Annotated in this window: 14 protein-coding genes and 1 tRNA gene; 10 read left to right on the forward strand and 5 right to left on the reverse strand. The window is 61.7% G+C overall.

Annotated elements, in window-relative coordinates; genetic code table 11:
- Window positions 1-78: 78 nt before the first annotated feature.
- Complete coding sequence (locus C2L65_RS17960; RefSeq protein WP_042316210.1) at window positions 79-1,281, reverse strand: porin; 1,203 nt, start codon at window positions 1,279-1,281, stop codon at window positions 79-81.
- A 396-nt stretch (window positions 1,282-1,677) separates the two neighbouring features.
- Window positions 1,678-2,991 (reverse strand): YihY/virulence factor BrkB family protein, encoded by a 1,314-nt coding sequence (locus C2L65_RS17965; protein WP_042316208.1) that lies wholly within the window; start codon window positions 2,989-2,991, stop codon window positions 1,678-1,680.
- Between the two features lie 284 nt (window positions 2,992-3,275).
- On the opposite strand from C2L65_RS17965, the gene fdnG reads away from it, so the two are divergent.
- From fdnG to C2L65_RS45515, 7 genes are all read left to right on the forward strand, one after another.
- On the forward strand, window positions 3,276-6,347 hold the full coding sequence (gene fdnG, locus C2L65_RS17975; protein WP_081921539.1) for a formate dehydrogenase-N subunit alpha: 3,072 nt from the start codon (window positions 3,276-3,278) through the stop codon (window positions 6,345-6,347).
- A gap of 10 nt (window positions 6,348-6,357) precedes the next feature.
- Window positions 6,358-7,296, forward strand: a complete 939-nt coding sequence (gene fdxH, locus C2L65_RS17980; protein WP_042316206.1) for a formate dehydrogenase subunit beta — start codon at window positions 6,358-6,360, stop codon at window positions 7,294-7,296.
- Complete coding sequence (locus C2L65_RS17985) at window positions 7,293-7,928, forward strand: formate dehydrogenase subunit gamma (RefSeq protein ID WP_042316205.1); 636 nt, start codon at window positions 7,293-7,295, stop codon at window positions 7,926-7,928. The genes fdxH and C2L65_RS17985 overlap by 4 nt, the downstream gene beginning before the upstream one ends.
- 96 nt (window positions 7,929-8,024) lie before the next feature.
- On the forward strand, window positions 8,025-8,957 hold the full coding sequence (gene fdhE, locus C2L65_RS17990) for a formate dehydrogenase accessory protein FdhE (protein ID WP_042316203.1): 933 nt from the start codon (window positions 8,025-8,027) through the stop codon (window positions 8,955-8,957).
- Between the two features lie 35 nt (window positions 8,958-8,992).
- Window positions 8,993-10,438, forward strand: a complete 1,446-nt coding sequence (selA, locus tag C2L65_RS17995; protein WP_042316202.1) for an L-seryl-tRNA(Sec) selenium transferase — start codon at window positions 8,993-8,995, stop codon at window positions 10,436-10,438.
- Window positions 10,435-12,375 carry a selenocysteine-specific translation elongation factor gene (selB, locus tag C2L65_RS18000; protein WP_042316201.1) on the forward strand — a complete coding sequence of 647 codons (1,941 nt, stop codon included), beginning with the start codon at window positions 10,435-10,437 and terminating at the stop codon, window positions 12,373-12,375. The genes selA and selB overlap by 4 nt, the downstream gene beginning before the upstream one ends.
- A 99-nt stretch (window positions 12,376-12,474) precedes the next feature.
- A tRNA-Sec gene (locus C2L65_RS45515) sits at window positions 12,475-12,570 on the forward strand.
- Between the two features lie 104 nt (window positions 12,571-12,674).
- On the opposite strand, the gene C2L65_RS18005 is transcribed toward C2L65_RS45515, so the two are convergent.
- Window positions 12,675-13,691: an IS30 family transposase gene (locus tag C2L65_RS18005; protein WP_042317413.1), complete on the reverse strand. Its 1,017-nt coding sequence runs from the start codon at window positions 13,689-13,691 to the stop codon at window positions 12,675-12,677.
- A 1,175-nt stretch (window positions 13,692-14,866) separates the two neighbouring features.
- On the opposite strand from C2L65_RS18005, the gene C2L65_RS18010 reads away from it, so the two are divergent.
- Window positions 14,867-16,858 (forward strand): hypothetical protein, encoded by a 1,992-nt coding sequence (locus tag C2L65_RS18010; RefSeq protein WP_042317236.1) that lies wholly within the window; start codon window positions 14,867-14,869, stop codon window positions 16,856-16,858.
- 226 nt (window positions 16,859-17,084) lie between these two features.
- Here the strand turns inward: C2L65_RS18010 and C2L65_RS18015 are convergent, their stop codons facing one another.
- Together C2L65_RS18015 and C2L65_RS18020 are read right to left on the reverse strand one after the other, a co-directional pair.
- Window positions 17,085-17,966, reverse strand: coding sequence for a hypothetical protein (locus tag C2L65_RS18015; protein ID WP_042317237.1), 882 nt, complete (start codon window positions 17,964-17,966; stop codon window positions 17,085-17,087).
- A gap of 349 nt (window positions 17,967-18,315) precedes the next feature.
- Window positions 18,316-19,068 (reverse strand): TetR/AcrR family transcriptional regulator, encoded by a 753-nt coding sequence (locus tag C2L65_RS18020; protein ID WP_042317239.1) that lies wholly within the window; start codon window positions 19,066-19,068, stop codon window positions 18,316-18,318.
- A gap of 567 nt (window positions 19,069-19,635) precedes the next feature.
- Between C2L65_RS18020 and C2L65_RS18025 the strand changes: the two genes are divergently transcribed.
- Window positions 19,636-20,763, forward strand: coding sequence for an efflux RND transporter periplasmic adaptor subunit (locus C2L65_RS18025; protein WP_233446610.1), 1,128 nt, complete (start codon window positions 19,636-19,638; stop codon window positions 20,761-20,763).
- A complete protein-coding gene (locus tag C2L65_RS18030) occupies window positions 20,760-23,933 on the forward strand; it encodes an efflux RND transporter permease subunit (RefSeq protein WP_103254552.1) in 3,174 nt (1,057 codons plus the stop codon). Before C2L65_RS18025 ends, C2L65_RS18030 begins: the two co-directional genes overlap by 4 nt.

Raw genomic sequence — 23,933 nt, forward strand, 5'->3', positions numbered from 1 at the left:
AAAAGCCAGCGTTGGCTTGCGCCGCGGCTGGCTTCAGAGTACGGCTCGACGTCTCGAGCCGTGCGTCATATTGTTCTATTAGAACTTGTGACGGATACCCAGGCTGATGATCTCTTGCGAGCTCGAGCCTGCTTGTGCGCCGTACGAGCCAACCGATGCGCCTGCGTCGACGATGGCACCAGTGCTTGCGTCGCGCTGATGGCCGCTTGCCTTCTGGTAAGCACCGATCAGGTACAGGTCGGTACGCTTCGACAGGTTGTAGTCGCCGCCCAGCGAAACCTGGTTGTAGCTTGCCGATGCGTCGCCAGAGCCGTGCGTGTAGGTGTAGCCCAGACCGACCAGCATTGCCGGCGTGATCTGGTAGCCAGCGAACGCGCCAGCAACCTGGTACTTCTGCTGCGACGCGAAGCCCGAGAATGCGTCCGGCTTGTACTGCGCGAAGCTGTAACGCAGGTTGAACGTGAACGGACCCGTGACATATTGGCCAGCGACCGACGTGATGTCGATCTGCTTGGCCGACTGGTACGCGCCGTTGATGTTCGAGCCGTCAAACGTAGCGTCCGACGTCACGCCCGTGTTCCACGTGCCACCCTGGTTGACACCCGGGACGACGCCGCGGCTTGCCAGCGTGTTCCCGTTTTCCATGCGGAAGTAGCCAGCTGCAACGCTGAACGGACCGCCGCTCCACGTTGCTGCGCCTGCCCACGATTGGCCTGCACCCGTTGCGCCAGCGACGCCGCCGAGAGCGTACATGCCTTCGAACTGGAAGCCGCTCCACACCGGCGAAACATACTTGATAGCGTTGTTCGTACGCGAGCTGTTGTCGTTGTTGTCAACGTCGCCCGGCGTCGTGAACGTGCTGCCGAAGTAGTTGTCAGCCGTCAGCGGCTGGACCAGGTCGACCAGCGGGTCGTACTGGCGACCCAACGTGACCGTACCGTACGCGTCGTGCGTCAAACCGACGTATGCCTGACGGCCGAACAGCTTCGTGCCCGTGCCGTACGAGCCCATCTTGCCGTTGTTCGGGTTGAAGCCGCTTTCCAACTGGAAGATCGCCTTCAGGCCACCGCCCAGGTCTTCCGTACCCTTCATGCCCCAGCGGCTACCTTGCAGGTTGCCCGCTGCGAGCTGCCACAGGTTGTCATTAGCCGTGTTGGCGTTGTGAATGTACTGGATCGAGTCATCGATCAAGCCATAAAGCGTCACGCTGCTCTGTGCATGTGCTGCGCCTGCAGCGCCGAGCAGTGCCAGCGAGAGCGTCGACAGTGCGATTCGTTTCATCCATTTCTCCACGCAGATGATTGGTTTTCGTTGTTGCGAAACGGAGAATAGCGCAGTGTCTCTAAGTGTAAGAACTGAAAAAAATTAAGGTGTATCGAAAAACCGACAGCCCGGTAGAAGCCTTGTATCGTAAGCTTGCCAACGATTGTTTCTGTTTCAGCAATATTGAATCTTTGTCTGCGGATTATTGTTCTTTTTATGACAGTGATCGATAGCATCGGTACGATTTACGTCATCAGGCGCATGTTTCGTGTAAGAAAGTTGTCTAGTCGACTACGGAAACTTCCGCTTCCACATTAAGAAGTCATAAGGCCTTCGAGCGTTCAGCTTGACGTTTCGGGTGGACAGTTCCGGGCGGATGTGATCGCGGCCGGCCAGCGCTGTTGAAGTGGACGCTTAACGGCTGGTGTTATCGGAAGGTGGCGTTTCCGCGTCGTTCGATGCGTTGCGGCGCCGGGCGAACGCGACGACGGCCATTGCAGTGCTCGCCGCGATCAGCATCGACTCCCACGGATGCCGCCGGACGTAACGGTCCGCCGCGACGGCTCTGCGTCTTGCTTCGACGATCGTCGAAGCAGCGGCGCGCGTTGCCTGCGTTTCGGCCTTGATGACAGTCTTGCCGATCGACACGGCCTTGCCGATGCCGGCGTCATGCTTTGCCAGCAATCGCGTTGCCATGGAAGGACGCGGTGTCGGCGGCGTGACGGTTGAAGCCTGCGGCGGATCGCTCACTGGACCGCGTCGCGCGTCTGTCGCCACCGTCGACGCCGCCAGCACGGATGCCAGCATCGCACGGCTGCCCGGCGGCGGGGCGGGCGCGAGTCCCCACGCGCCGCGCGGATCGTGCATGCGGCCACGCGCGGCGGCGAACTCCGCGCCGAGCAGCAACACGACCGCCGAGAAGTACAGCCACATCAGCAGCACCGCCAGCGAGCCGGCCGCGCCGAACGAATTGGCCATGCCGGCGTGCGCGAGATAGAGCGCGAAGAGCTTTTTGCCCGCCGAGAAGAGTGCAGCCGCCACCGTCCCGCCGACCAATGCATCGCGCCAGCGCACAGGCGCATCGGGCAGAAACTTGAGCAGCGCGGCGAACGCGACCGCGAGCACCATCCAGCCGACGGCCAGTTGCAGCAGATTGCCGATCACCACATACGGCGAGTCGCCCCAGATCCAGTTGCCGACAAACGTGATAGCCGTGTCGAGCACCAGTGACACGATCAGCAGGAACGCCACGCCGAGCACGAGGCCGAACGAGATCAGCCGCACGCGCACCAGCGCGAACACGCTCGACGCGCGCGGCGCCACCGACGGCCACACGATATTGAGCGCACTATTCAACGACGAAAAGGTCGCGGACGCGCCCACGGCCAGCAGGACGAACGAGATGATCGCAGCGATGCCGCCCGCGCCGCCGCTGCGATGCGCGTTCTGCACGATCGTCGTGACGGCGGCTGCGGCATCGTTGCCGAGCACGCTATGCACCTGTCTGAACAATTCGCCGCGCGCGGCTTCAGCGCCGAAGAACCAGCCGGAGATGGCGATCACCATCACGAGCGTCGGCGCAAGCGAGAACGCCGCATAGAACGCGATGCCCGCCGCCATCGCCGCGCAGCGGTTCTCGGAGAACTGCCGCAACGCGCCGGCAGCCCACGACGCCTGCTTCTTCGCGACCGTTTGCAGCTTGTCGGCGGACAGTGAATCGAGTTCCATGACGGTCCTTCATGACGAGGGTTGATACGCCGGACAGACAACGCATGGCATCGCGGATTCATCGCGCATTGACGTGCGCCGGGGCATGCAACTGACAATCGTATTACGCAAGCGTCATGCCCATCTACCTATGCGAATACAACAAGAATGAGCAACAGGACTGAACCACAACGCCAAGTCGTCGAGCATAGATCGTGCTGCACTTTATGGTTCCCTCTGCTTACGATCGTCAGGAAACGACTTATACTTTTTTCACCTCCCCACAAATAGAACGAGAGGCGATCATGTTGCAAATGTCCCGCCGTCAGTTTCTGAAAGTGACGGCGAGCACGCTGGCCGGATCGAGTTTGGCCCTGATGGGCTTCTCGCCGGAACCCGCGCTCGCCGAAGTCCGACAGTACAAACTGGCTCGTACTACCGAAACGCGCAACACGTGTCCTTATTGCTCCGTCGGCTGCGGCATCCTGATGTATGGCCTCGGCGACGGCGCGAAGAACGCGACTGCCAGCATCATCCACATTGAAGGCGACCCGGACCACCCGGTCAATCGCGGCACATTGTGCCCGAAAGGGGCGAGCCTGATCGACTTCATCCATAGCCCGAGCCGTTTGAAGTATCCCGAGTATCGCGCTGCTGGTTCCGATCAGTGGCAACGCATCTCGTGGAACGACGCGCTCGACCGCATCGCGAAGCTGATGAAAGAAGACCGCGACGCGAATTTCGTCGAAAGCACGCCCGACGGCAAGAAGGTCAACCGCTGGCTGACCACGGGCATGCTCGCGGCGTCGGCGGGCAGCAACGAGGTCGGCTATCTGACGCACAAGACCGTGCGCAGCATGGGGATGCTCGCGTTCGACAACCAGGCGCGTGTCTGACACGGCCCGACGGTGGCAGGTCTTGCCCCGACGTTTGGCCGTGGTGCGATGACGAACCATTGGGTCGACATCAAGAACGCGGACGTGATTCTGGTGATGGGCGGCAATGCAGCCGAGGCGCACCCGTGCGGCTTCAAATGGGTGACCGAGGCGAAGGCGCACAACAAGGCGAAGCTGATGGTCGTCGATCCGCGCTTTACGCGCACGGCTTCCATCGCGGACTTCTATGCGCCGATCCGCACGGGCACGGACATCGCGTTCCTTGGCGGCGTGATCAACTATCTGCTGACCAATGACAAGATCCAGCACGAGTACGTGAAGAACTACACGGACATGCCGTTCATCGTCCGTGAAGACTTTGCGTTCAACGACGGTATCTTCTCCGGCTACGACGCGAACGCGCACAAGTACGCAGACAAATCGACGTGGGACTACGAGCGCGGCGACGACGGCTTCGTCAAGGTCGACACGACGCTGCAGCATCCGCGCTGCGTGTACAACCTGCTCAAGCAGCACTATTCGCGCTATACGCCGGAGATGGTCGAAAAGACCTGCGGCACGCCGAAAGACAGGTTCCTGCACGTCTGCGAGACACTTGCGACTACCTCGACGCCGGGCCGCGCGGGCACGATTCTCTATGCGCTCGGCTGGACGCATCATTCGATCGGCGCGCAGATGATCCGCACGGGCGCGATGGTGCAACTGCTGCTGGGCAATATCGGCATCGCGGGCGGCGGGATGAACGCACTGCGTGGCCACTCGAACATCCAGGGTTTGACGGACCTGGGCCTGATGTCGAATCTGCTGCCGGGCTACATGACGCTGCCGAACGAGCCGGAACAGGATTTCGACGCCTATATCAAGAAGCGCGCGGCGCAGCCGCTGCGGCCCAACCAGTTGAGCTACTGGAAGAACTATCGCGCCTTCCACGTGAGCATGATGAAGTCGTGGTGGGGCGACGCCGCGACGGCCGATAACAACTGGGGCTTCGACTATCTGCCGAAGCTCGACAAGCCGTACGACCTGCTGCAGACCATCGAGCTGATGTACCAGGGCAAGATGAACGGCTATATCTGCCAGGGCTTCAATCCGCTCGCGGCCGCGCCGAACAAGGCGAAGACGGCGGCGGCCCTTGCGAAGCTGAAGTGGCTCGTCATCATGGACCCGCTCGCGACGGAAACGTCCGAGTTCTGGAAGAACTACGGCGAATACAACGACGTCGATGCATCGAAGATCCAGACGGAAGTGTTCCGGCTGCCGACCACCTGCTTCGCGGAAGAGCGCGGTTCGTTAGTCAGTTCGAGCCGCGTGCTGCAATGGCACTGGCAGGGCGTGGAGGGCCCGGGCGAGGCACGCAGCGATCTCGAGATCATGTCGGGCCTCTTCCTGCGCATGCGCAAGGCGTACAAGGAACAGGGCGGCAAGTATCCCGATCCGATCGTCAACCTGAACTGGACGTACGCGCATCCCGACAGCCCGACGCCCGAAGAGATCGCGATGGAGTTCAGCGGCAAGGCGCTCGCGGACCTGCCCGATCCCAAAGATCCGAGCAAGGTGCTCGTCAAGAAGGGCGACCAGCTGGCCGGCTTCGCGCAACTGAAGGACGATGGCACGACGGCGAGCGGCTGCTGGATCTTCTGTGGCGCGTGGACCCAGAACGGCAACCAGATGGGCCGGCGCGACAACAGCGACCCGACGGGCATCGGTCAGACGCTCGGCTGGGCGTGGGCGTGGCCTGCGAACCGGCGCGTGCTGTACAACCGCGCATCGTGCGACCTGAACGGCAAGCCGTTCGACCCGAAGCGCAAGCTGATCGCGTGGAACGGCGCGAGCTGGAGCGGCCCCGACATCCCCGACTACAAGATCGACGAGGCGCCCGAAAACGGCATGGGGCCGTTCATCATGAACCCGGAAGGCGTCGCGCGTTTCTTCGCGCGCGACGGGATGAACGAAGGGCCGTTCCCCGAGCACTACGAGCCGTTCGAAACGCCGCTCGGCTACAACACGTTCCATCCGAACAATCCGCTGGCGACGAACAACCCGGCCGCGCGCGTGTTCCCGGACGACCGCAAGGCGTTCGGCAAGGCGGCTAATTTCCCGCATACGGCGACCACCTATCGTCTGACGGAGCACTTCCACTTCTGGACCAAGCATGCGCGCCTGAACGCGATCATCCAGCCGCAGCAGTTTGTCGAAATTGGCGAGGACCTCGCAAAGCAGGTCGGTGTGGTGGCGGGCGACCGCGTGAAGGTGTCGAGCAATCGTGGGTACATCATCGCTGTGGCTGTCGTCACGAAGCGGATCAAACCGCTGATGATCGACGGCAAGAAGGTGCAGACCGTCGGCATTCCGTTGCATTGGGGTTTCAAGGGGCTCACGAAGCCGGGCTATATCACCAACACATTGACGCCTGTCGTGGCCGACGCGAATTCGCAGACACCGGAATTCAAGTCGTTCCTCGTGAAGGTCGAGAAGGCATAGGGGAGGCGTCATGGCATTTCAATCGCTCGATATCAGACGTCTTTCCGCCACGACCGTGCAGCCGACGTCGGTGCGCGAGCCTGTCACCGGAGAAGTCGCGAAGCTGATCGACGTGACCAAGTGCATCGGCTGCAAGGCGTGCCAGACGGCGTGCATGGAGTGGAACGACTTGCGCGACGAGATCGGCATCACGACGGGCGTCTACGACAACCCGCGCGATCTCTCCGAGCATTCGTGGACAGTGATGCGCTTCACCGAGTACGAGAACCCGAAAGGCGATCTCGAATGGCTGATCCGCAAGGACGGCTGCATGCACTGCGAAGATCCGGGTTGCCTGAAGGCGTGTCCGTCACCGGGCGCGATCGTGCAGTACACGAATGGCATCGTGGATTTCCACGAGGAGAACTGCATCGGCTGCGGCTACTGTATTGCGGGCTGCCCGTTCAATATTCCGCGGCTTTCGAAGGCGGATCATCGCGTCTACAAATGCACGCTTTGCTCGGATCGCGTCGGCGTGGGCCAGGAACCGGCGTGCGTAAAAACCTGCCCGACGGGCGCGATCGTGTTCGGCACCAAGGTCGACATGATCCAGCACGCGGAAGAGCGCATTACGGACCTGAAGGAGCGCGGCTTCGAACACGCGGGACTGTACAACCCGGCCGGCGTGGGCGGTACGCACGTGATGTACGTGCTGCATCACGCGGACCAGCCGTCGCTCTATCACGGCTTGCCTGACGATCCGCACATCAGTCCGTTCGTGAAGCTGTGGAAAGGCCTCGCGAAGCCGCTCGGCGTCGCAGCGATCGCGCTGACGGCGCTGGCGGGCTTCTTCCACTACACGCGCGTCGGTCCGAACGAAGTCAGCGAAGAAGACGAAGACGCCGCCCGCAACGCCGCGCGCGATATCCGCGAACGTCGCGAACAGAAGCCCGAGGAGCCCGTCAAATGAAACATCATCGGCATGAGAACCCGGACCTGATCCTGCGCTATACGCCGAACGAGCGCACGAATCACTGGATCACGGCGATCACGTTCGTGCTGCTCGCGTTGTCGGGCCTGGCGCTGTTTCATCCGTCGATGTTCTGGCTGTCCGCGCTGTTCGGCGGCGGACAATGGACGCGTATCCTGCATCCGTTCATCGGCCTCGTGATGTTCGTGTCGTTCATGATTCTTGCGCTGCGCTTCTGGCATCACAACTATCTCGACGCCGACGACCGGCAGTGGCTGCGCCAGATCAACGACGTGCTCACCAACCGCGAAGACCGGCTACCGGAAGTTGGCAGATACAACGCCGGGCAAAAGCTGCTGTTCTTTGTGCTGGTGCTATGCCTGCTGCTGTTGCTGCTAAGCGGCATCGTCATCTGGCGTGCGTATTTTGCGTTCTATTTCCCGATCGAAGTGGTGCGCGTCGCGGCCGTGATTCACGCCGTGACGGCGTTCGTGCTGATCTGCAGCATCATCGTCCATATCTACGCGGCGATATGGGTGAAGGGTTCGATCGGCGCGATGGTGCGTGGCACGGTGACACTCGGTTGGGCGCGCAAGCATCATCCGAAGTGGTTTCGCGAGAGCATCAAGTAACCTGTGCGCGGCGCGCGCCGGGCCAGTAGTGCGCGCTGCGTCTGCATATCTGCTACTGTTGACGCCATCCATGTTTCTGACTAGCAGGAACCTGAATTGGTGCAACGCATCCTGGAACCCGGCCAGATCGAATCGATCGATCACTCCGCCATTCCGCGCCTGCGGATGCCGGAGCGCGCGACGCTATTCTCGACGCGCGCCGCACGCCTTCGCCAACTGGCGGGTGCGAGTCCCATTGGCGGCTATATCCGGCTGATGGCGACGCTGGCCGACGCGCAGCAGCAAACGCTCGCGCAGATCAGCGCGACGATGCCCTCCACCGAATCCATTGACCTCGCGCAGCAGCATTCGATGCCCATCGCGCCCGCGACCACGGCGGAACGCGATCCGTTGTGGCGCGACGTCTTGCAGCGTCTGCTCGATCGCGTCGAAGCGGCGGGACTGGTGACGCCCATGCTCGCCCGCGTGATCGACGACTTGCGCGTGAAAACTGCAGAAGAACTCGACGCACTCGCCGACGCGATCCTCGCGCTGCGCTTCAACGAAGTCGAGCCGGCGTCCGCGCCGTTCGTGATGGCCGCGCTGCAGGTGGTGTGGACGGACATCGCGAGCCGCATCGATCAGCGCGCCGTGCCGTATCTCGATGCGCCCGGCGCGTGTCCCGTGTGCGGCGTGCCGCCCGTCGCGAGCATCGTGCGGGTCGGCGGGCAGTTCCAGGGCTATCGCTATGTGCAATGTGGCCTGTGCTCGACCGAATGGCATGTGGTGCGCGTCAAGTGTACGAATTGCGACTCGACGAAGGGCATCGCGTATCACGGCATCGACGGCGGCAGCGAAGCGCTCAAGGCTGAATCGTGCGACGAGTGTCACACGTATCGCAAGATCGGCTATCAGGAGAAAGACTACGACTTCGAGCCGCTTGCCGACGACCTCGCGAGCCTCACGCTCGATCTGCTGATGAACGAAGCAGGCTATAAGCGCAGCAGTCCGAATCCGCTGTTATGGCCGGAAGTGCCTTCGGACGAGTGAGCCGTCGTCGTAGCAACCGCGCGGGGGACGCAAGCGTGAGCGAAGTGTCGGGAAACCAGCTGAACCGGGACATGCACGCGTTGCTTGCGCGCGTGCCGGCTGTCGAGCGCATGCTGTCGTCGGCACAAGCGCTACCATTGATCGATGAATACGGCCGCACGCAGGTCGTCGACGCGATACGCGCGGCCGCCGATTCGCTAAGGCGCGACCTGCTCGCGGGCACTTCTGTCGATGAATCGTTCAGCTTTGAAACGAAGCTAATCGACGACGCGTCGCGCACGCTCGCCGCTCGCGCGCAGCCCCATTTGCGCGCGGTGTTCAATCTGACGGGCACCGTATTGCATACGAATCTCGGGCGCGCACTGCTGCCCGACGAAGCCGTGCGCGCGGTGGTCGATGCGCTCACGCGGCCGATGAACCTCGAGTTCGATCTTGCCACGGGCAGCCGCGGCGATCGCGACGATCTGATCGACGAACTCATCTGCGAACTGACGGGCGCCGAGGCAGCGACGGTGGTCAACAACAACGCGGCGGCCGTGCTGCTGACGTTGTCGGCGCTCGCGTCGAAGAAGGAAGTGGTGGTGTCGCGCGGCGAACTGGTCGAGATTGGCGGCGCGTTCCGTATTCCCGACATCATGTCGCGCGCGGGCGCGAAGCTGCGCGAGATCGGCACGACGAACCGCACGCATCTGAAGGATTACGACGAAGCGATCAATGCGCGCACCGCGCTGCTGATGAAGGTTCATTGCAGCAACTATGCGATTGAAGGCTTCACAAAAAGCGTGTCCGTCGATGAAGTCGCGCAGATCGCGCATGCGCGCGGCCTGCCGATGGCCGTCGATCTCGGCAGCGGCACGCTCGTCAATCTCGCGCAGTTCGGTTTGCCGACCGAGCCGACCGTGCGCGAGACGGTCGAAGCGGGCGCCGATCTCGTCACGTTCAGCGGCGACAAGCTGCTGGGCGGGCCGCAGGCGGGCTTGATCGTCGGACGCGCGGAGTTGATCCGCAAGATCAAGAAGCATCCGCTCAAGCGGGCGCTGCGCGTCGGCAAGCTGACGCTCGCGGCGCTCGAACCTGTGTTGCAGCTTTATCGCGCGCCCGAGCGGTTGCGCGAGCGGCTGACGACATTGCGCCTGTTGACGCGTCCCGCCGCCGACATGCAGGAACAGGCGGCGCGTGTGCAAGCAGTGCTGCAACGCGCGCTAGGCGAAGCGTACAGCGTGACGGCGGAGCCGATGATGAGCCAGATCGGCAGCGGCGCGTTGCCTGTCGATCAGTTGCCGAGCTTCGGTCTTGCGATCCGCAATGCAGCCGGCAAGCGCGGCGGCCGCGCGCTGATGAAGCTCGAAGAAGCGCTGCGCGCGTTGCCGCGCCCGGTGCTCGGACGCATTGCCGACGACGCGCTGTACCTCGATCTGCGCTGCCTCGAGGCCGTCGACGAAGCCGTGTTCATCGCGCAATGCGCGGAGCTGCGCATATGATCGTCGGCACGGCGGGCCATATCGATCACGGCAAGACGACACTGGTACGCGCGCTGACGGGCGTCGACACCGACCGCCTGAAGGAAGAGAAGGCGCGCGGTATTTCGATCGAACTCGGCTACGCCTACACGCCGCTCGACAACGGCGACATACTCGGCATGATCGACGTGCCGGGCCACGAAAAGCTCGTGCATACGATGGCAGCGGGCGCGTGCGGCATCGACTATGCGCTGCTCGTGATCGCCGCCGACGACGGCATCATGCCGCAGACGCGCGAGCATCTCGCGATCCTGCAACTGCTTGGCATTACGCGCGGCGCGATCGCTTTGACAAAAATCGATCGCGTGGATGACGCGCGCATCGCGCAGGTGCGCGAAGAGATTCGCGCGTGGCTTGCCGCGACGCCGTTCATCGATGCACCCGTCTTCGACACGAACGCGACTTCACCCGACGATGCCGGCGTGCGCGCGCTGTCGAGTCATCTGCGCGACGCGGCCGTTGCGTGGCGCGCGCGGCGCGACGACGGGCTGTTCCGTCTCGCTGTCGACCGCGTGTTCACGCTTGCGGGGCAGGGCACGATCGTGACGGGCACGGTGTTCGCCGGGCGCGTCGCAACGGGCGACACGTTGATGCTCGAACCGGCGCATCGAGCCGTGCGCGTGCGCAGCATCCACGCTCAAAACCGTGCAGCCGAGGTAGGGCGCGCGGGACAGCGCTGCGCGCTCAATCTCGCCGGTATCGACAAAGATGCGATTGTGCGCGGCGACTGGATCGTCGATGCGCGGCTCGCAAAACCGGGCGAGCGCTTCGACGTCGAGCTGACGCTGCTCGCGGACGCGGATATCACGCTGCAACACTGGGCGTCGCTGCATGTGCATATCGGCACGCTGCATCGTGTCGCGCATGTCGCGTTGCTCGAAGGCGATACGCTCGCGGCCGGTAGCAGCGCGCGCGTGCAGCTGGTGTTCGATGCGCCTGTTTGCGCGTTGCCGGGCGATCGCTTCATCGTGCGCAATGCGCAGGCGACGCGCACGGTCGGCGGCGGGCGCGTGCTCGATCCGTTCGGGCCGCCGCGCAAGCGCAGAACGGCGGAGCGGCGCGCGTGGCTCGACGCATTGCAGGCGTGGCTCGACGACGGCCGTATCGGTCCGCTGCTCGACGAGGCGCCGCGCGGCGTCACGCGTTCGATGCTGATGCAACTGACGGGGCTGCCCGCCGACGCATTGCCGCTGCCTGCCGATGCCGACGAGATCGCGCTGCACGGCAAGGACGCGGGCGATGCCGTCGTCGTGTTACGCACGCACTGGGCGCGTTTGCGATCGAATGTGGTTGCCGCGCTCGATCAATATCATGCGCGCTCGCCCGACGAACTCGGACCGGATGCCGCGCGCTTGCGGCGCATCGCGGCGCCGCTGGTACACGACGCGATGTGGCGCGCGCTAGTCTACTCGCTCGTGGCCGAAGGTGTCGTTGCGAGAAGCGGGCCGTGGTTGCATGCACCGGGGCATTCGATTGCGCTCGATTCGAACGAGCAAGGTCTCGCGGACGGGTTGCTGCCGCTGCTTCTGGAGGGACGCTTCGATCCGCCGTGGGTGCGTGATCTCGCGAAGACGACGGGGCAGCACGAAGATGCCGTGCGCCAGGTGTTGCGCAAGCTCGCGCGGCAAGGCGACGTGCATCAGGTAGTCCACGATCTGTTTTATCACCGCGACGTGGTGCATGAGCTTGCGCGGCTCGTCGCAGGGATTGCGAATGGGCATGGCGGCGCACTGGGCGCATCGGGGTTTCGCGACGCGACTGGCCTGGGGCGCAAGCGCGCGATCCAGATTCTGGAGTTCTTCGATCGCATCGGCTATACGCGCTTTCAACGCGAGATGCACTGGCTGAGGCCGGATTCGCATTTGCGTGAGGCGCTTGAGTGCGAAGCGGGTGCGTGATGTGGAGTCGCGCGATTGCGCACGCCATGGGTGATGGTGTTGTTTAGTGCTCGCTATAATCGGTTGCGGAAAGGTTGGGGCCGAGCTGGAGTGGTCAACGGAAGGCATTCGTATCTGGTGGTGCGGCTGAGCTTCAAACTCAGTAGGGGGTGTCAGCCACTCTCTGGTCGGTTCGACTCCGGCTGCCTTCCGCCACAGCGCTTTTCACGACTCTGAAGACTCGCTGTGGAGTTCACCAATTAATGTCGTTTACGACACGAATTGGTTGGCGGTTTCAAACATGAAGCGCAACACAATGCCTAGTGAACGGAATTATCAGGTTGAGAAGCAAGTGCAAGCATGGTGGCGAAGACTTCGAACGGCGAGTGGAAAGCGTGTGTGGCACGTGGCCGGCTGTTGAGGCTGTCAGCGATGCCATCAAGGTCGTCCTGGCTGTAGACCGAGAGATCCGTGCCCTTGGGCAGATATTGACGTAGCAGACCATTGGTGTTCTCGCACGTGCCACGCTGCCAGGGGCTGTGAGGGTCGCAGAAATAGACCTTCACACCGGTCGCGGCCGCGAGCTCCTGGTGGCAGGCCATTTCCTTGCCCTGGTCATACGTGAAGCTCTGTCGCAGCGGCGCAGCGATGGAATTCAGTTTGGCGGAGAAGCCCGCGAGTGCCGAGGCAGCTGTCGCATCGTCCATGCGGGCAAGCAGCACAAGGCGGCTGGAGCGTTCGACCAGCACGCCCACGGAAGAGGCATTGTTTGCACCCTTGATGAAGTCGCCTTCCCAGTGGCCCGGCATCACGCGGTCGTCCACCTCGGGTGGGCGCACGTGAATGCTGACCATATCTGGAATCTGACCGCGCCGGTCTGTGCCTCGACTTCGCGGCATGCGATCGCTGCGATGGTGGCGTAGACAGGCGACGAGCTGGCGACGCAGTTCCCCATACGGACGGGCGTAGATAGCCGTATAGATGGTCTCGTGCGAGACCCGCTGGGACGAATCATTCGGGTACATACGTTTGAGGGTACCTGATATCTGCTGAGGCGACCATTTCCAGTCCAGCAGCGTGAGGACGATGCGCCATGTAACACCCTGCGGATCGAGCTTGGCGGGGCGCCGGCCAGCCGCACGTCGCGCCACGCTTAGCACCTGTGCCGGCACCGAAGCATAGCGGTCAGGCCCGCAGTTGCGAGCCAGTTCGCGACTCACCGTTGCAGGTGAGCGCCCAAGCATACGGGCCATAGCCCGTATGCTTGAACCCTGCAGATGCTGGCTGGCAATCGTCAGCCGCTCTTCAGGCTGGAGTTGTTGATATCGTTTTTCCATGGCAACACCTTATATGAATCAGGGTGTTGCACTTCAAACTTGAGAACTCGGTTGTATTGAGCAAGAGGTCTTCTGTACGACGGAGAACTTCAAGCCCTTTTCTCTGCGAATCATATTGAGGGACGGATGCTTTTCTGCAGCAAGAGCACTGTCCTCCTATGGAACTTGCGTATCTCGGAAAAATCGAGATTCTTTGCTTGCTCCATTTCCTGAACATCTGATGCTCATGCAACTAAGTTGAGAATCGTCTAGCGGGCCTTTTGCCGTCGCCCCGTCGAGCGAGGCGTGGTACGCGTCAACTATGGTAGCCGGCGTGTCAGTGACAACTATTGTGGTCGGTTGCCTTCCTAATTAGCTACCTTAGCGGGGAAGAGGGCGTGAAGGGTACCGGCATCATCAGTTCACTCGCTGTGTTCGACGCGTTCGCAGCACCCAATGCACGGTTATCGTCGAGCAGCCGTTCGATTCCCGGCAAGCCCGTTTTTATTTCACGGCGGCTACGACATTCATCGCATGCTTGCTGATAGTTTGCTTCCCGCACGTTGGACTGCACGCGCGAGTTCGTGAGACAGCAGAAGCTCAGGGCGCCGCACCCGACCGAAAGCTCATGACAACGGGAGCGTCTTCTTCACTGAGCATGAGCATGTAAATCAACGGGAATTCGTGGCCATTTTGAGCAACTTGCGTGAGGTGGGGGAGGGCCCCCTCAGGCATCTTACAGAAACGATGTCCGTCGCGACCCGACGGGTGTCCGGCAAGCCTCCTTGGGCGCTTCGCTGCAAGCAGCCTGCGGAACGACTGCGGACTGCGGTGCCTGCTGCGCTGGCTCTCGCCGCTCACCAGCGACGGTGCCGTGAGCAGCCTGCGTGAGGAACGCTAGCCACCCGCGGAACCTGTCGCCCGCCGCCCCGGGGATGCGCCGGTAGTCTCGTCTCTGCTCTGGATTGGCCCTCACGGCCCCGAACGGAGGACGATGCAAGTTCAATATCGGCCAGCCAGATCTCGGCATCGATATGCACCCGATTGAAGCAGTTAATACGAGCTTCCCGGTTGCTGATGCATTACATATCGCCTATGTTTATAGCGCTAGCGAATACGGTGCCTCAACCCATGGGGTGACGAGGGATGCGTCGACCCTCCGCGCTCCACTACTGACAATCGCGTAGGGAGACATCATGGCTTCGGTAATCATCGATGTGAGTGCATCGATTATCTATAACGATTCGACTAAGGCCGCCGCGAATGCGACCGTAATTCAGAATGCACTGAATAATGTCAGTACGCTCACCTACGTGCAGGTCCAGGTGAATACTCCCGGTGTTTACTACTGCAATCAGGTTGTGATGCCGACCAACACGTCGTTCTTGCTCGGCTACGGCGTAACGCACCGCAAGCCCGCGAACTACAACCTGTGCATGTTCATCAACAAGGGGGCGCTTCAAAGTACTCCGGTTGGTGACAGCAATATTGGATTCTTCGGTCAAGGCACGATTGACGGTAACGCCGCGAGCCAGACGAGCCTCACGCAGGCAGTCAGCTTGATTACGCCCAATACCTTCCTCTATGGTATCCAGGGCGAGATATCGATGATCAACGTGAAGAACTTCGAGTGCGCGGTGGCAAATCCATACAATACGAATGGCTTCTTTTGCCAGTACATTGGTACTGACGGGTATTTCCACGACATGAATCCGAATGTGGAACGTGACTTCATACATATCAACGGTCCATCGAAGCACATTGTTGTGGAGCGCTGCAGTGGATTTTCGAATGACGCGTTTATCGCGCTAAACGCGTGGGATTGGCACCGCAGTAGTCCCACGGTCGGCGACATTGTGGACGTACGGATCAACGACTGTGCATATTATGGTTGTACCGGCCTCGCTGGCCAGACCCGGACTTCCAGTCTTGTCGTGTTCCTGCCGGGCACCCGGACAACGGGTAGTGGCACCGGCACCGGCAACGTCAGGAATGTGTCGGTGGACGGCTGGGAGGTCAATATGAGCACCGCGCCGGCTGCACCGGCATCGCCGGGGTTCGCGATCACGGGTGACTTCGATCAGGTGAACGGTTCGGAGTATTCCGGGGTCGGTCTGGTCGAAAACGTCAGGGTCACGCGCGGGTATTACGCTATGACGAACTCGAACTGCAGCATGATGGTCGTGCAGAAGACCCCGAGCGGATCTCCCGCCGATGGCCAGAACACACTTACAGTGCGTAACGTTGTCGTCGAGCAGGTGCATTGCGATGCGTCGGTCGGCGCGAATGGCCATATCGCCGTGTCGATACAGGTGCCGTACAACACGTTCAACCTGGATGGCTTGAAGTTCAAGGACTGTGAATGGACCCCGTCGAACCTGACGTCGAACCAGGCGTTTATCCAGTTCGGCAATAAGACGGTAGCCCGTCAGGTAATCATCGATGGGCTCACAATCAATTCGAGCGGCGCGACCGCCCCTACGGCGGCGTGCTTTATCAACCAGTACAGCGCTGGAAATGCGGCGGTGATCGATGACCTGACGCTGGACCGGATTATGACCGCACAGGGATATCAGATACCGCAAGCTTGGTTCCTGCTGTCGGGCGGCGTGAACAACTTCCGGTCGCGCGGTAACAACATCGTCGGCCCGAATGGTGGCGCCGATGGTCAAGGAATATATCTGGTCGCGAATACTGCGTACATCGGTTACGGCGTGGTCTCCGATGGCTACTTCAACGGCGTCAAGGCTGGCGTGCAGATCAACAATGCATCGGCTGCCGGCGTGACGCTGGAGTGGCGTGACTGCAAGATCCTGAATCAAACGCACCCGATTTTTATGAATGGCGCGTTCACCGCGAACATCTCGTATGTTGGCGGCATGTTGAGCACAGGGGCGAATCTGGTCCGTAACGTGTCGGGGGCGACGACTTTGTCGCTATTTGGCACGACGGTTAGCGGTACTGGTGCCCAAGCAGTCACCGTTGTGTCGGGTACGGTGCGCATCACGAAGTCGGACCTTGCGCCGATCACCGCGAGCGGTGCGGTGCTGACGCCGCAGAACAACGATATCGTCAATTTTGCGGGTACGCCTTCTTATACGGGTGCCGTGGTGCAGGGTGGCGGCACGGGGGCGGGCATGTATATCTATCGCGGTACGGGCGCGACGGGTTGGGTGAAACTGAATTGAGCCTTCGATGAATTGCGGTTCGCGTCTCTATTCGACCTTTACTCGCCTGGATGCATCCAAGTGGGCGGGTTGGCAGGCGGCGGCTGTTCGGCGTTGAGAGCGGCCGTTGGGACGATGCGACTTCAAAGGTCTGCCCTTGGTCGGTTTTTGCCTTTCGCTTAGTTGGAGTTGTAATAGTGATATGCGTTGAACGGTGTTCGGCCATAAAGGAAAACACGTTGCCCAGCTAAGGCGCGATCGTGACAAGGAGTGTCACGTCCACGACGTAATCCGGCGGGGGCGTGCCTGGCCCGAAGTCGCCCGGGAGATAGTGAAACCTGCCGCCATAATGAATCGTGTGCGGACCTGCCGGCAGCGGCCGAAGCATGAGGTAGTAGCCGTTAGCGGCACCCGTACCCGTTCCGTAAATCTGTTCAGGTAGACCAAAAACCCAGCGGAACGCTGCTGTGAATGTGAAACGGTCGGTAGAAACACGATACGACTCGATATCGTTCACAGGGACGTTGTCGATAGTGACAAACATGTCTTGGATCCGGTCGGCGAAGCGGTCCGCGATTGCACGTTCGCCCGCGGCCTTGGTCGGGGTGTATGCGCCGGGAGGCAGCAATGTCGACGAAAAAGTATCTAGTGTTGCGAGCAGGATGGACGTCCCTGCAGGAATAACGTCTGCGGACTGGTCGCAAACCTGTGGCGCATTGGGAACGCCAAGTGCATGAAAGTAGGGGCTGGGCGTGGTCCAGTACCAGACGCTGCCGCTTTGGCCGGCCGAAATTGGACGGGAACAGTTGATGAGTGGATTCGGGTAGAAAGGACCGTTGTCGATACCGTTCACCCATTGCCAGAAAGAAACCACCCACTGTTTATAGGTTTTCCCCTGGAAGTGCGCATGCCGGGGAGCGACTAGACGCGCGGTGGATTTGTCAGCGGCGGGGGTGGCCGGGCTAGCGACGGCTTTGTTAGCAACCGTTGTCGGGCTGGCTGCGTTGTCTGTTCCGCCGCCTCCGCATCCGGTGAGTGCAACCGCAATGGTTGCGACGATCGCCGCCGTTCGCAACCTCTTCGGTGCCTCTGCAACGTGTGCAAAAAGGCCTTGATCTGTGCCATTCATCACGCTCTCCTACCGGGATTTATTGCTTCGCTGCCCGCTGATCGCGTTGTGTGATTGTTTATAAACCTCCTACAAAAGCAGCGCACGACAAAAAGATGGCGGCATTCGACAGACCGTTTCGGTTGACACGGTTGGCGCAAAAATGTAAGGCGGCACCGACCGGGCTTTGATCGGCTAGAGCCTTCGCACGCGACTGCCCTTTCCTGGCACGACCGACTACGCAGTGCATGTGCGACGGATAGCCGTCCCACGCATCGCAATCGAGCACAGCTTTGGATACGGTGCATCGACCGCATTCTGGCAGCGGGGAAAAAGCCGCAATCCAAGCGGTTACCAATCACCCCCCATTTCAACCGGTCTTGACGTCGCATCCTACGGGCAGCGGACGTCGTGCGATTCGCTCCGCCTCCACGCGTTTGAGACCAAACGCCTGCAACACAATTGCCGCGGTGCGCTCGGCGAACTTCTCCTCGCTGGATCGAAGCGCCTTTCGGGCGTGAACCGTTCGCTTCGCTGAGGCGGCTAAGTGCAGTTCAGCAGCAATTCCCGCGAGGATGGTGCCGATAACGGAGATGAGGCACATCAGCCGGTCTGTGACAACAAAGCGCCTCTCTGAAATTCCTCTCTCGCTGTCCCGCAGCAGTCGCTGACCGAGACCCCTGCTTAACGCGCGCGATGAAAACCCTTCGCGTATCAGGAGTTGCCCCCACACCGGCTCCCGGTAGGCGCGCATAAGCGTATGACGCACGCAGACAGCGATCACTTCTGCGGGATCGGACAGGTCGCCGGCGAGGCGATCGAGCGCATTCGCGAATTCCTCAGACAGCCACTCGACAAGCGCAACGAAGATTCCTTCCTTCGATTCGAAGTGGTTGTAAAACGAGCCGAACCCGACGTCAGCGGCTTCCGTGATCTCGTTGATGGTTACGGCGTCCATGCCCTTTTGCGTCACTAGCCCGAACGCAGCGTCGAGCATGCGGTCTCGCGTCTCGCGCTTTCGTCGGGCACCGCGCGTATGACGCTCATTGTCCGTCTCCCGGGGTGCTATCAGTGCCGCGAGGTCATGTCGACGGCTCGCGCGCGGGTTCCAGCCATCCGGCATGTCGGCTCCTCATTTAAGGTACGGTTCAATTTATGGAATTTAACATCATGATTGACAATAATATCAGTTATGGGTTTAATGTCACATGTGCGGCTAGACAAACGGAAGAATAGGGAATCGGGCGGAGCAGGTGGAGAACCCGGTAGTGGTCTTCCGCCGATCCTGGGCCGAAGCTGGCGGACCGCCAGACCGGCGTGGCGGATAGGCATGGAAACATGCTGGTCACATTCTGATTGCGCGCGTTCCGTCGGGAGATTTTCACGAATCCGACGTGTAACGGGCATCAGGCGCTTACTGGCACTTGTTGAACGCAACGGCTGACTGGTAAGGGCGCTGTGCCGTATGCCGTGACCGGACGGAAATTTCGCCCATTGATTAACCAGACTATAAGTAGGACTGCAAACGTATCAAGAAAGCTAATTTTGTGCGTCCGCGCTGAGGGCGAACCGTGCTTCCCGGCACATCAGGGTTCCACAGCATCGGGCAACCTTTTTTACCTCGATCATCACCTGCCTTGTGAACATCGTGAAACATTCCGGTCTTATCGCGCAGAAGCGTGCGCGTTCCATCTTCCCTTCCTTTGTCCGATTCCCGCGCCGCGCGCACGCCCTGATCGCGGCCTGCGGTGCGATCCTGCTCTCAGCATGCCACCAGCGCGAAGCCGTCGCACCGGAGCCCAAGCCTGTAGTCGCCCTCGCGGTTCATCCCGACGGACGCACGACAAGCGCCTCGTTGCCGGCTCAGGTGCAGGCGCGGTACTCCACGTCTCTTTCGTTCAGGGTAGGAGGCAAGGTCACCGAACGGAAGGTGCGCCTCGGCGATGCTGTCAAGGCAGGACAGATCGTTGCCTTGCTCGACCCTACCGATCTGCGCAATAACCTTGTCAACGCGCGGGCACAACTTGATGCCGCCGAACATCGCCTCGTGTACACGAAGCAGCAGCTCGATCGCGACCAGGCGCAGGCACATGCGAACCTGATCGCGCCGGCGCAACTCGAACAGACCCAGGACGCCTACGCCTCCGCCCTTGCGCAGCGCGATTCGGCGCTTGCGCAAATGGCGCTCGCGACGGATCACCTGCGCTACGCGACGCTCACGGCAGACCGCGACGGGGTGATCACATCGGAGGATGCCGACACCGGCCAGAACGTTCAGGCCGCTCAGGCCATCTATCACCTCGACTGGACGGGCGACGTGGATATTGTCTGCGACGTGCCCGAGCGGGCGCTGAACTCGCTGACCGTCGGCAGCACGGCGCGTGTGAGCCTGCCGGCGCTGCCAGAGAAGACCTTCGAAGCACGCGTGCGTGAGGTATCGCCCGCCGCCGATTCGCAAAGCCGCACCTGGCGCGTGAAGCTGACGCTGGCTGCCCCGAGCCCCGAAGTACGCCTCGGCATGACGGCCAACGTCACATTCGATGCCGAAGGTAACGCGGCGGCCGGGCACCCGTTCACGCTGCCTGTGACAGCGCTCTTTCACCGCGGCGAGGACCCCGCTGTCTGGGTGGTCCGCACCGGCAGCGACACACTCGAGCTACGCCCTGTCGCCGTCCAGCGGTACGACGAACGCACCGTCTCGATCGGATCGGGCCTGCACGAGGGCGACCGCGTGATGGTGCAAGGCGTGCATGCCGTGAGTGCAGGACAACACGTACAGGTGGTGCCCCCGCTGCATCCCGAGGACTTCCCGTCATGAATGCCCGCGACCGTGAAACCGCGCCCCACAGCGCGCCCGTCACCCCTTCCGATACCGAAAGAACTGGCGAAGGCGGCTTCAATCTCTCCGCGTGGGCGTTGCGCCATCAGCAGCTCGTGATCTTCCTGATCGGCCTCGCAACGCTCTTCGGCGTGATCGGCTATACGCAGCTTGCGCAGTCAGAGGACCCGCCATTCACGTTCCGGACCATGGTGATCAAAACGTACTGGCCGGGCGCGACCGCCCGCGAGGTGCAGGAACAGATCACGGACCGGCTTGGCCGCCAGTTGCAGGCAGCGCCATATATCGACAACGTCAAGAGCTACTCGCGGCCCGGCGAGTCGATGATCTTCTTCGCCATGAAGGACTCGGCACCCGTCAGGGAAGTGCCCGAGACCTGGTACCAGGTGCGCAAGAAGGTGGGCGACATCAGGGCGACGCTGCCGAAGGGGGCGGTCGGACCGTTTTTCAACGACGAGTTCGGTGACGTCTATACCAACATATACGCGCTCGAAGGCGAGGGTTTTTCGCCTGCGCAACTGCACGACTATGCCGACAGGTTGCGCACGGTCCTGCTGCGCGTGCCTGGTGTTGCAAAGGTCGACTACTTTGGTGACCCAGACCAGCACGTCTTCGTCGAGATATCGAATTCCGAACTGACGCGGTTCTCCATCACGCCGCAGCAACTCGCCCAGGCCATCGACGCACAGAATGCCGTGGCGCCCGTCGGCACCATTACGACGGCGGATGACCGGGTATTCGTGCGACCGAGCGGCGCGTTCAAGGACGTGCAGGCGCTCGCCGACATGCTGATCACCGTGAACAGGCGCACGTTCCGGCTCGGCGACATCGCGAAGATCACGCGTGGCTATGACGATCCGCCCACGACCCAGATGCGCGTCGGCGGTCAGGCAGTGCTCGGCATCGGCGTGACGATGCAAAAGGGCGGCGACGTGATTGATCTCGGCAAGGCGCTCGATGTGAAAACCACCGAACTGCAGGCGACCCTGCCGGCGGGGCTCAAGCTGGCTCCCGTCTCGAGCATGCCGCACGCGGTCAAGCACTCGGTGGACGAGTTCGTCAGGTCAGTCGGCGAAGCGGTCGCGATCGTGCTGGTCGTGAGCCTCGTCTCGCTCGGCCTGCGCACGGGCATGGTCGTCGTGATCACGATTCCAATCGTGCTCGCCATGACGGCACTGTGCATGCACATCTTCAATATCGGACTGGACAAGGTTTCGCTCGGCACGCTCGTGCTCGCGCTGGGGCTGCTCGTCGATGACGCGATCATCGCCGTCGAAATGATGGCCGTGAAGCTCGAACAGGGTTGGAGCCGCACGCGCGCGGCGGCCTTCGCCTATACGAGCACGGCATTCCCGATGTTGACGGGTACCCTCGTGACGGTTTGTGGCTTCCTGCCGATTGCACTCGCCAAATCGAGCACGGGCGAATACACGCGTTCTATCTTCGAAGTGTCGGCCATCTCGCTGATCGTTTCGTGGTTCGCGGCTGTCGTGCTGGTCCCGTTACTCGGCTTTCACATGTTGCCGGAGCGCAAGGGCCACTGGCGCGACGGCGCTCATGACGAGCATGACGTCTACAACACAGGCTTTTACCGGCGCCTGTCGGGCTGGGTGTCGTGGTGTATCGAACGTCGCTGGGTCGTGCTCGGCGTCACCGCCGCGCTTTTTGCGATCGCGATGGCGGCCTTCACGCGCGTACCGCAACAGTTCTTCCCGAACTCGGAACGGCCGGAGTTGCTTGTCGATCTGCGGCTACCGGAAGGTGCCTCGTTCGAGGCGACCCTGCGCGAAGCCAGGCGCCTCGAGAAGGTCATCGACGGCAAGCCTGAGATCGAGCACGTCGTCGACTTTGTCGGGACGGGCGCGCCGCGCTTTTACCTGCCGCTCGATCAGCAGCTTCAACAGCCGAACTTCGCGCAGTTCGTGATCACCGCTAAAAGCATCGAAAACCGCGAGGAACTGATGCACTGGCTCGATGCAAGACTCGAAAAGGATTTCCCTGGCGTGCGCACGCGTGTCGCGCGGCTCGAGAATGGTCCACCCGTGGGGTTCCCGATCAAGTTCCGGGTGAGCGGCGACGATATTGCGACCGTCCGCTCGATTGCCGACACGGTAGCAGACAAGGTCCGCGCCGATTCCCGCACCCGCAACGTCCAGTTCGACTGGGACGAGCCGGCGGAGCGGTCGGTTTCGTTCGAGATCGACCAGAACAGGGCGCGCCAGCTTGGCGTCACCTCGGAGGACGTATCCGGCTTCCTGGCCATGACGCTGTCGGGCTACACGGTCACCCAGTACCGCGAGCGTGACAAGCTGATCAACGTCGATCTGCGTGCGCCGAAGAGCGAGCGTGTCGATCCCGCGAAGCTCACGAGCCTTGCGATTCCGACGCCGAACGGCCCGGTGCCGCTTGGTTCAGTCGGACACCTGCGGAACACGCTCGAGTACGGCGTGATCTGGCAGCGCGACCGGCAGCCGACGATTACAGTGCAGGCCGACGTGCGGGGCGACGCACAGGGCATTGACGTCACCCGCGACATCGAGCAGGCGCTCGCCGCACAACAGGCCAGGTTGCCCGTCGGCTATCGCATCGTGGTAGGCGGTGCCGTCGAAGAAAGCGTGAGAGGCCAGACCTCGATCAACGCGGAAATGCCGCTGATGATTATCGCTGTGCTGATGCTGCTGATGATCCAGCTCAAGAATTTTGCGCGTACGTTCATCGTCGTGCTGACGGCGCCGCTTGGCCTGATTGGCGTCGTGGCCGCGCTGCTCCTGTTCGGCCAGCCCTTCGGCTTCGTCGCGTTGCTCGGTGTGATTGCCATGTTTGGCATCATCATGCGCAATTCAGTGATCCTGGTCGACCAGATCGATCAGGACATCGCGGCGGGGCACGCGCGCTTCGACGCGATCATCGGCGCGACGGTGCGGCGCTTCAGGCCCATCATGCTGACGGCTGCCGCCGCCGTACTCGCGCTGATTCCGCTCCTGCGCTCGGGCTTTTTCGGGCCAATGGCGACCGCGTTGATGGGCGGCATCACGATCGCCACGGTGCTGACCGTGTTCTTCCTGCCCGCGCTGTACGCGACATGCTTCAGGGTCCGGCCCGACGAGCGCGGAATGCAACAGGTCGTCGTCGAGCATACGGAGAGTTGA

Source organism: Paraburkholderia terrae (assembly GCF_002902925.1).
In the GTDB taxonomy this organism is placed as follows: Bacteria; Pseudomonadota; Gammaproteobacteria; order Burkholderiales; family Burkholderiaceae; genus Paraburkholderia; species Paraburkholderia terrae.

Coding starts and splice junctions, on each gene's coding strand:
- C2L65_RS17960 (WP_042316210.1), bottom strand. CDS start 1,281: ATGAAACGAATCGCACTGTCGACGCTCTCGCTGGCACTGCTCGGCGCT.
- C2L65_RS17965 (WP_042316208.1), bottom strand. CDS start 2,991: ATGGAACTCGATTCACTGTCCGCCGACAAGCTGCAAACGGTCGCGAAG.
- fdxH (WP_042316206.1), top strand. CDS start 6,358: ATGGCATTTCAATCGCTCGATATCAGACGTCTTTCCGCCACGACCGTG.
- C2L65_RS17985 (WP_042316205.1), top strand. CDS start 7,293: ATGAAACATCATCGGCATGAGAACCCGGACCTGATCCTGCGCTATACG.
- selB (WP_042316201.1), top strand. CDS start 10,435: ATGATCGTCGGCACGGCGGGCCATATCGATCACGGCAAGACGACACTG.
- C2L65_RS18005 (WP_042317413.1), bottom strand. CDS start 13,691: ATGGAAAAACGATATCAACAACTCCAGCCTGAAGAGCGGCTGACGATT.
- C2L65_RS18010 (WP_042317236.1), top strand. CDS start 14,867: ATGGCTTCGGTAATCATCGATGTGAGTGCATCGATTATCTATAACGAT.
- C2L65_RS18015 (WP_042317237.1), bottom strand. CDS start 17,966: ATGAATGGCACAGATCAAGGCCTTTTTGCACACGTTGCAGAGGCACCG.
- C2L65_RS18020 (WP_042317239.1), bottom strand. CDS start 19,068: ATGCCGGATGGCTGGAACCCGCGCGCGAGCCGTCGACATGACCTCGCG.
- C2L65_RS18030 (WP_103254552.1), top strand. CDS start 20,760: ATGAATGCCCGCGACCGTGAAACCGCGCCCCACAGCGCGCCCGTCACC.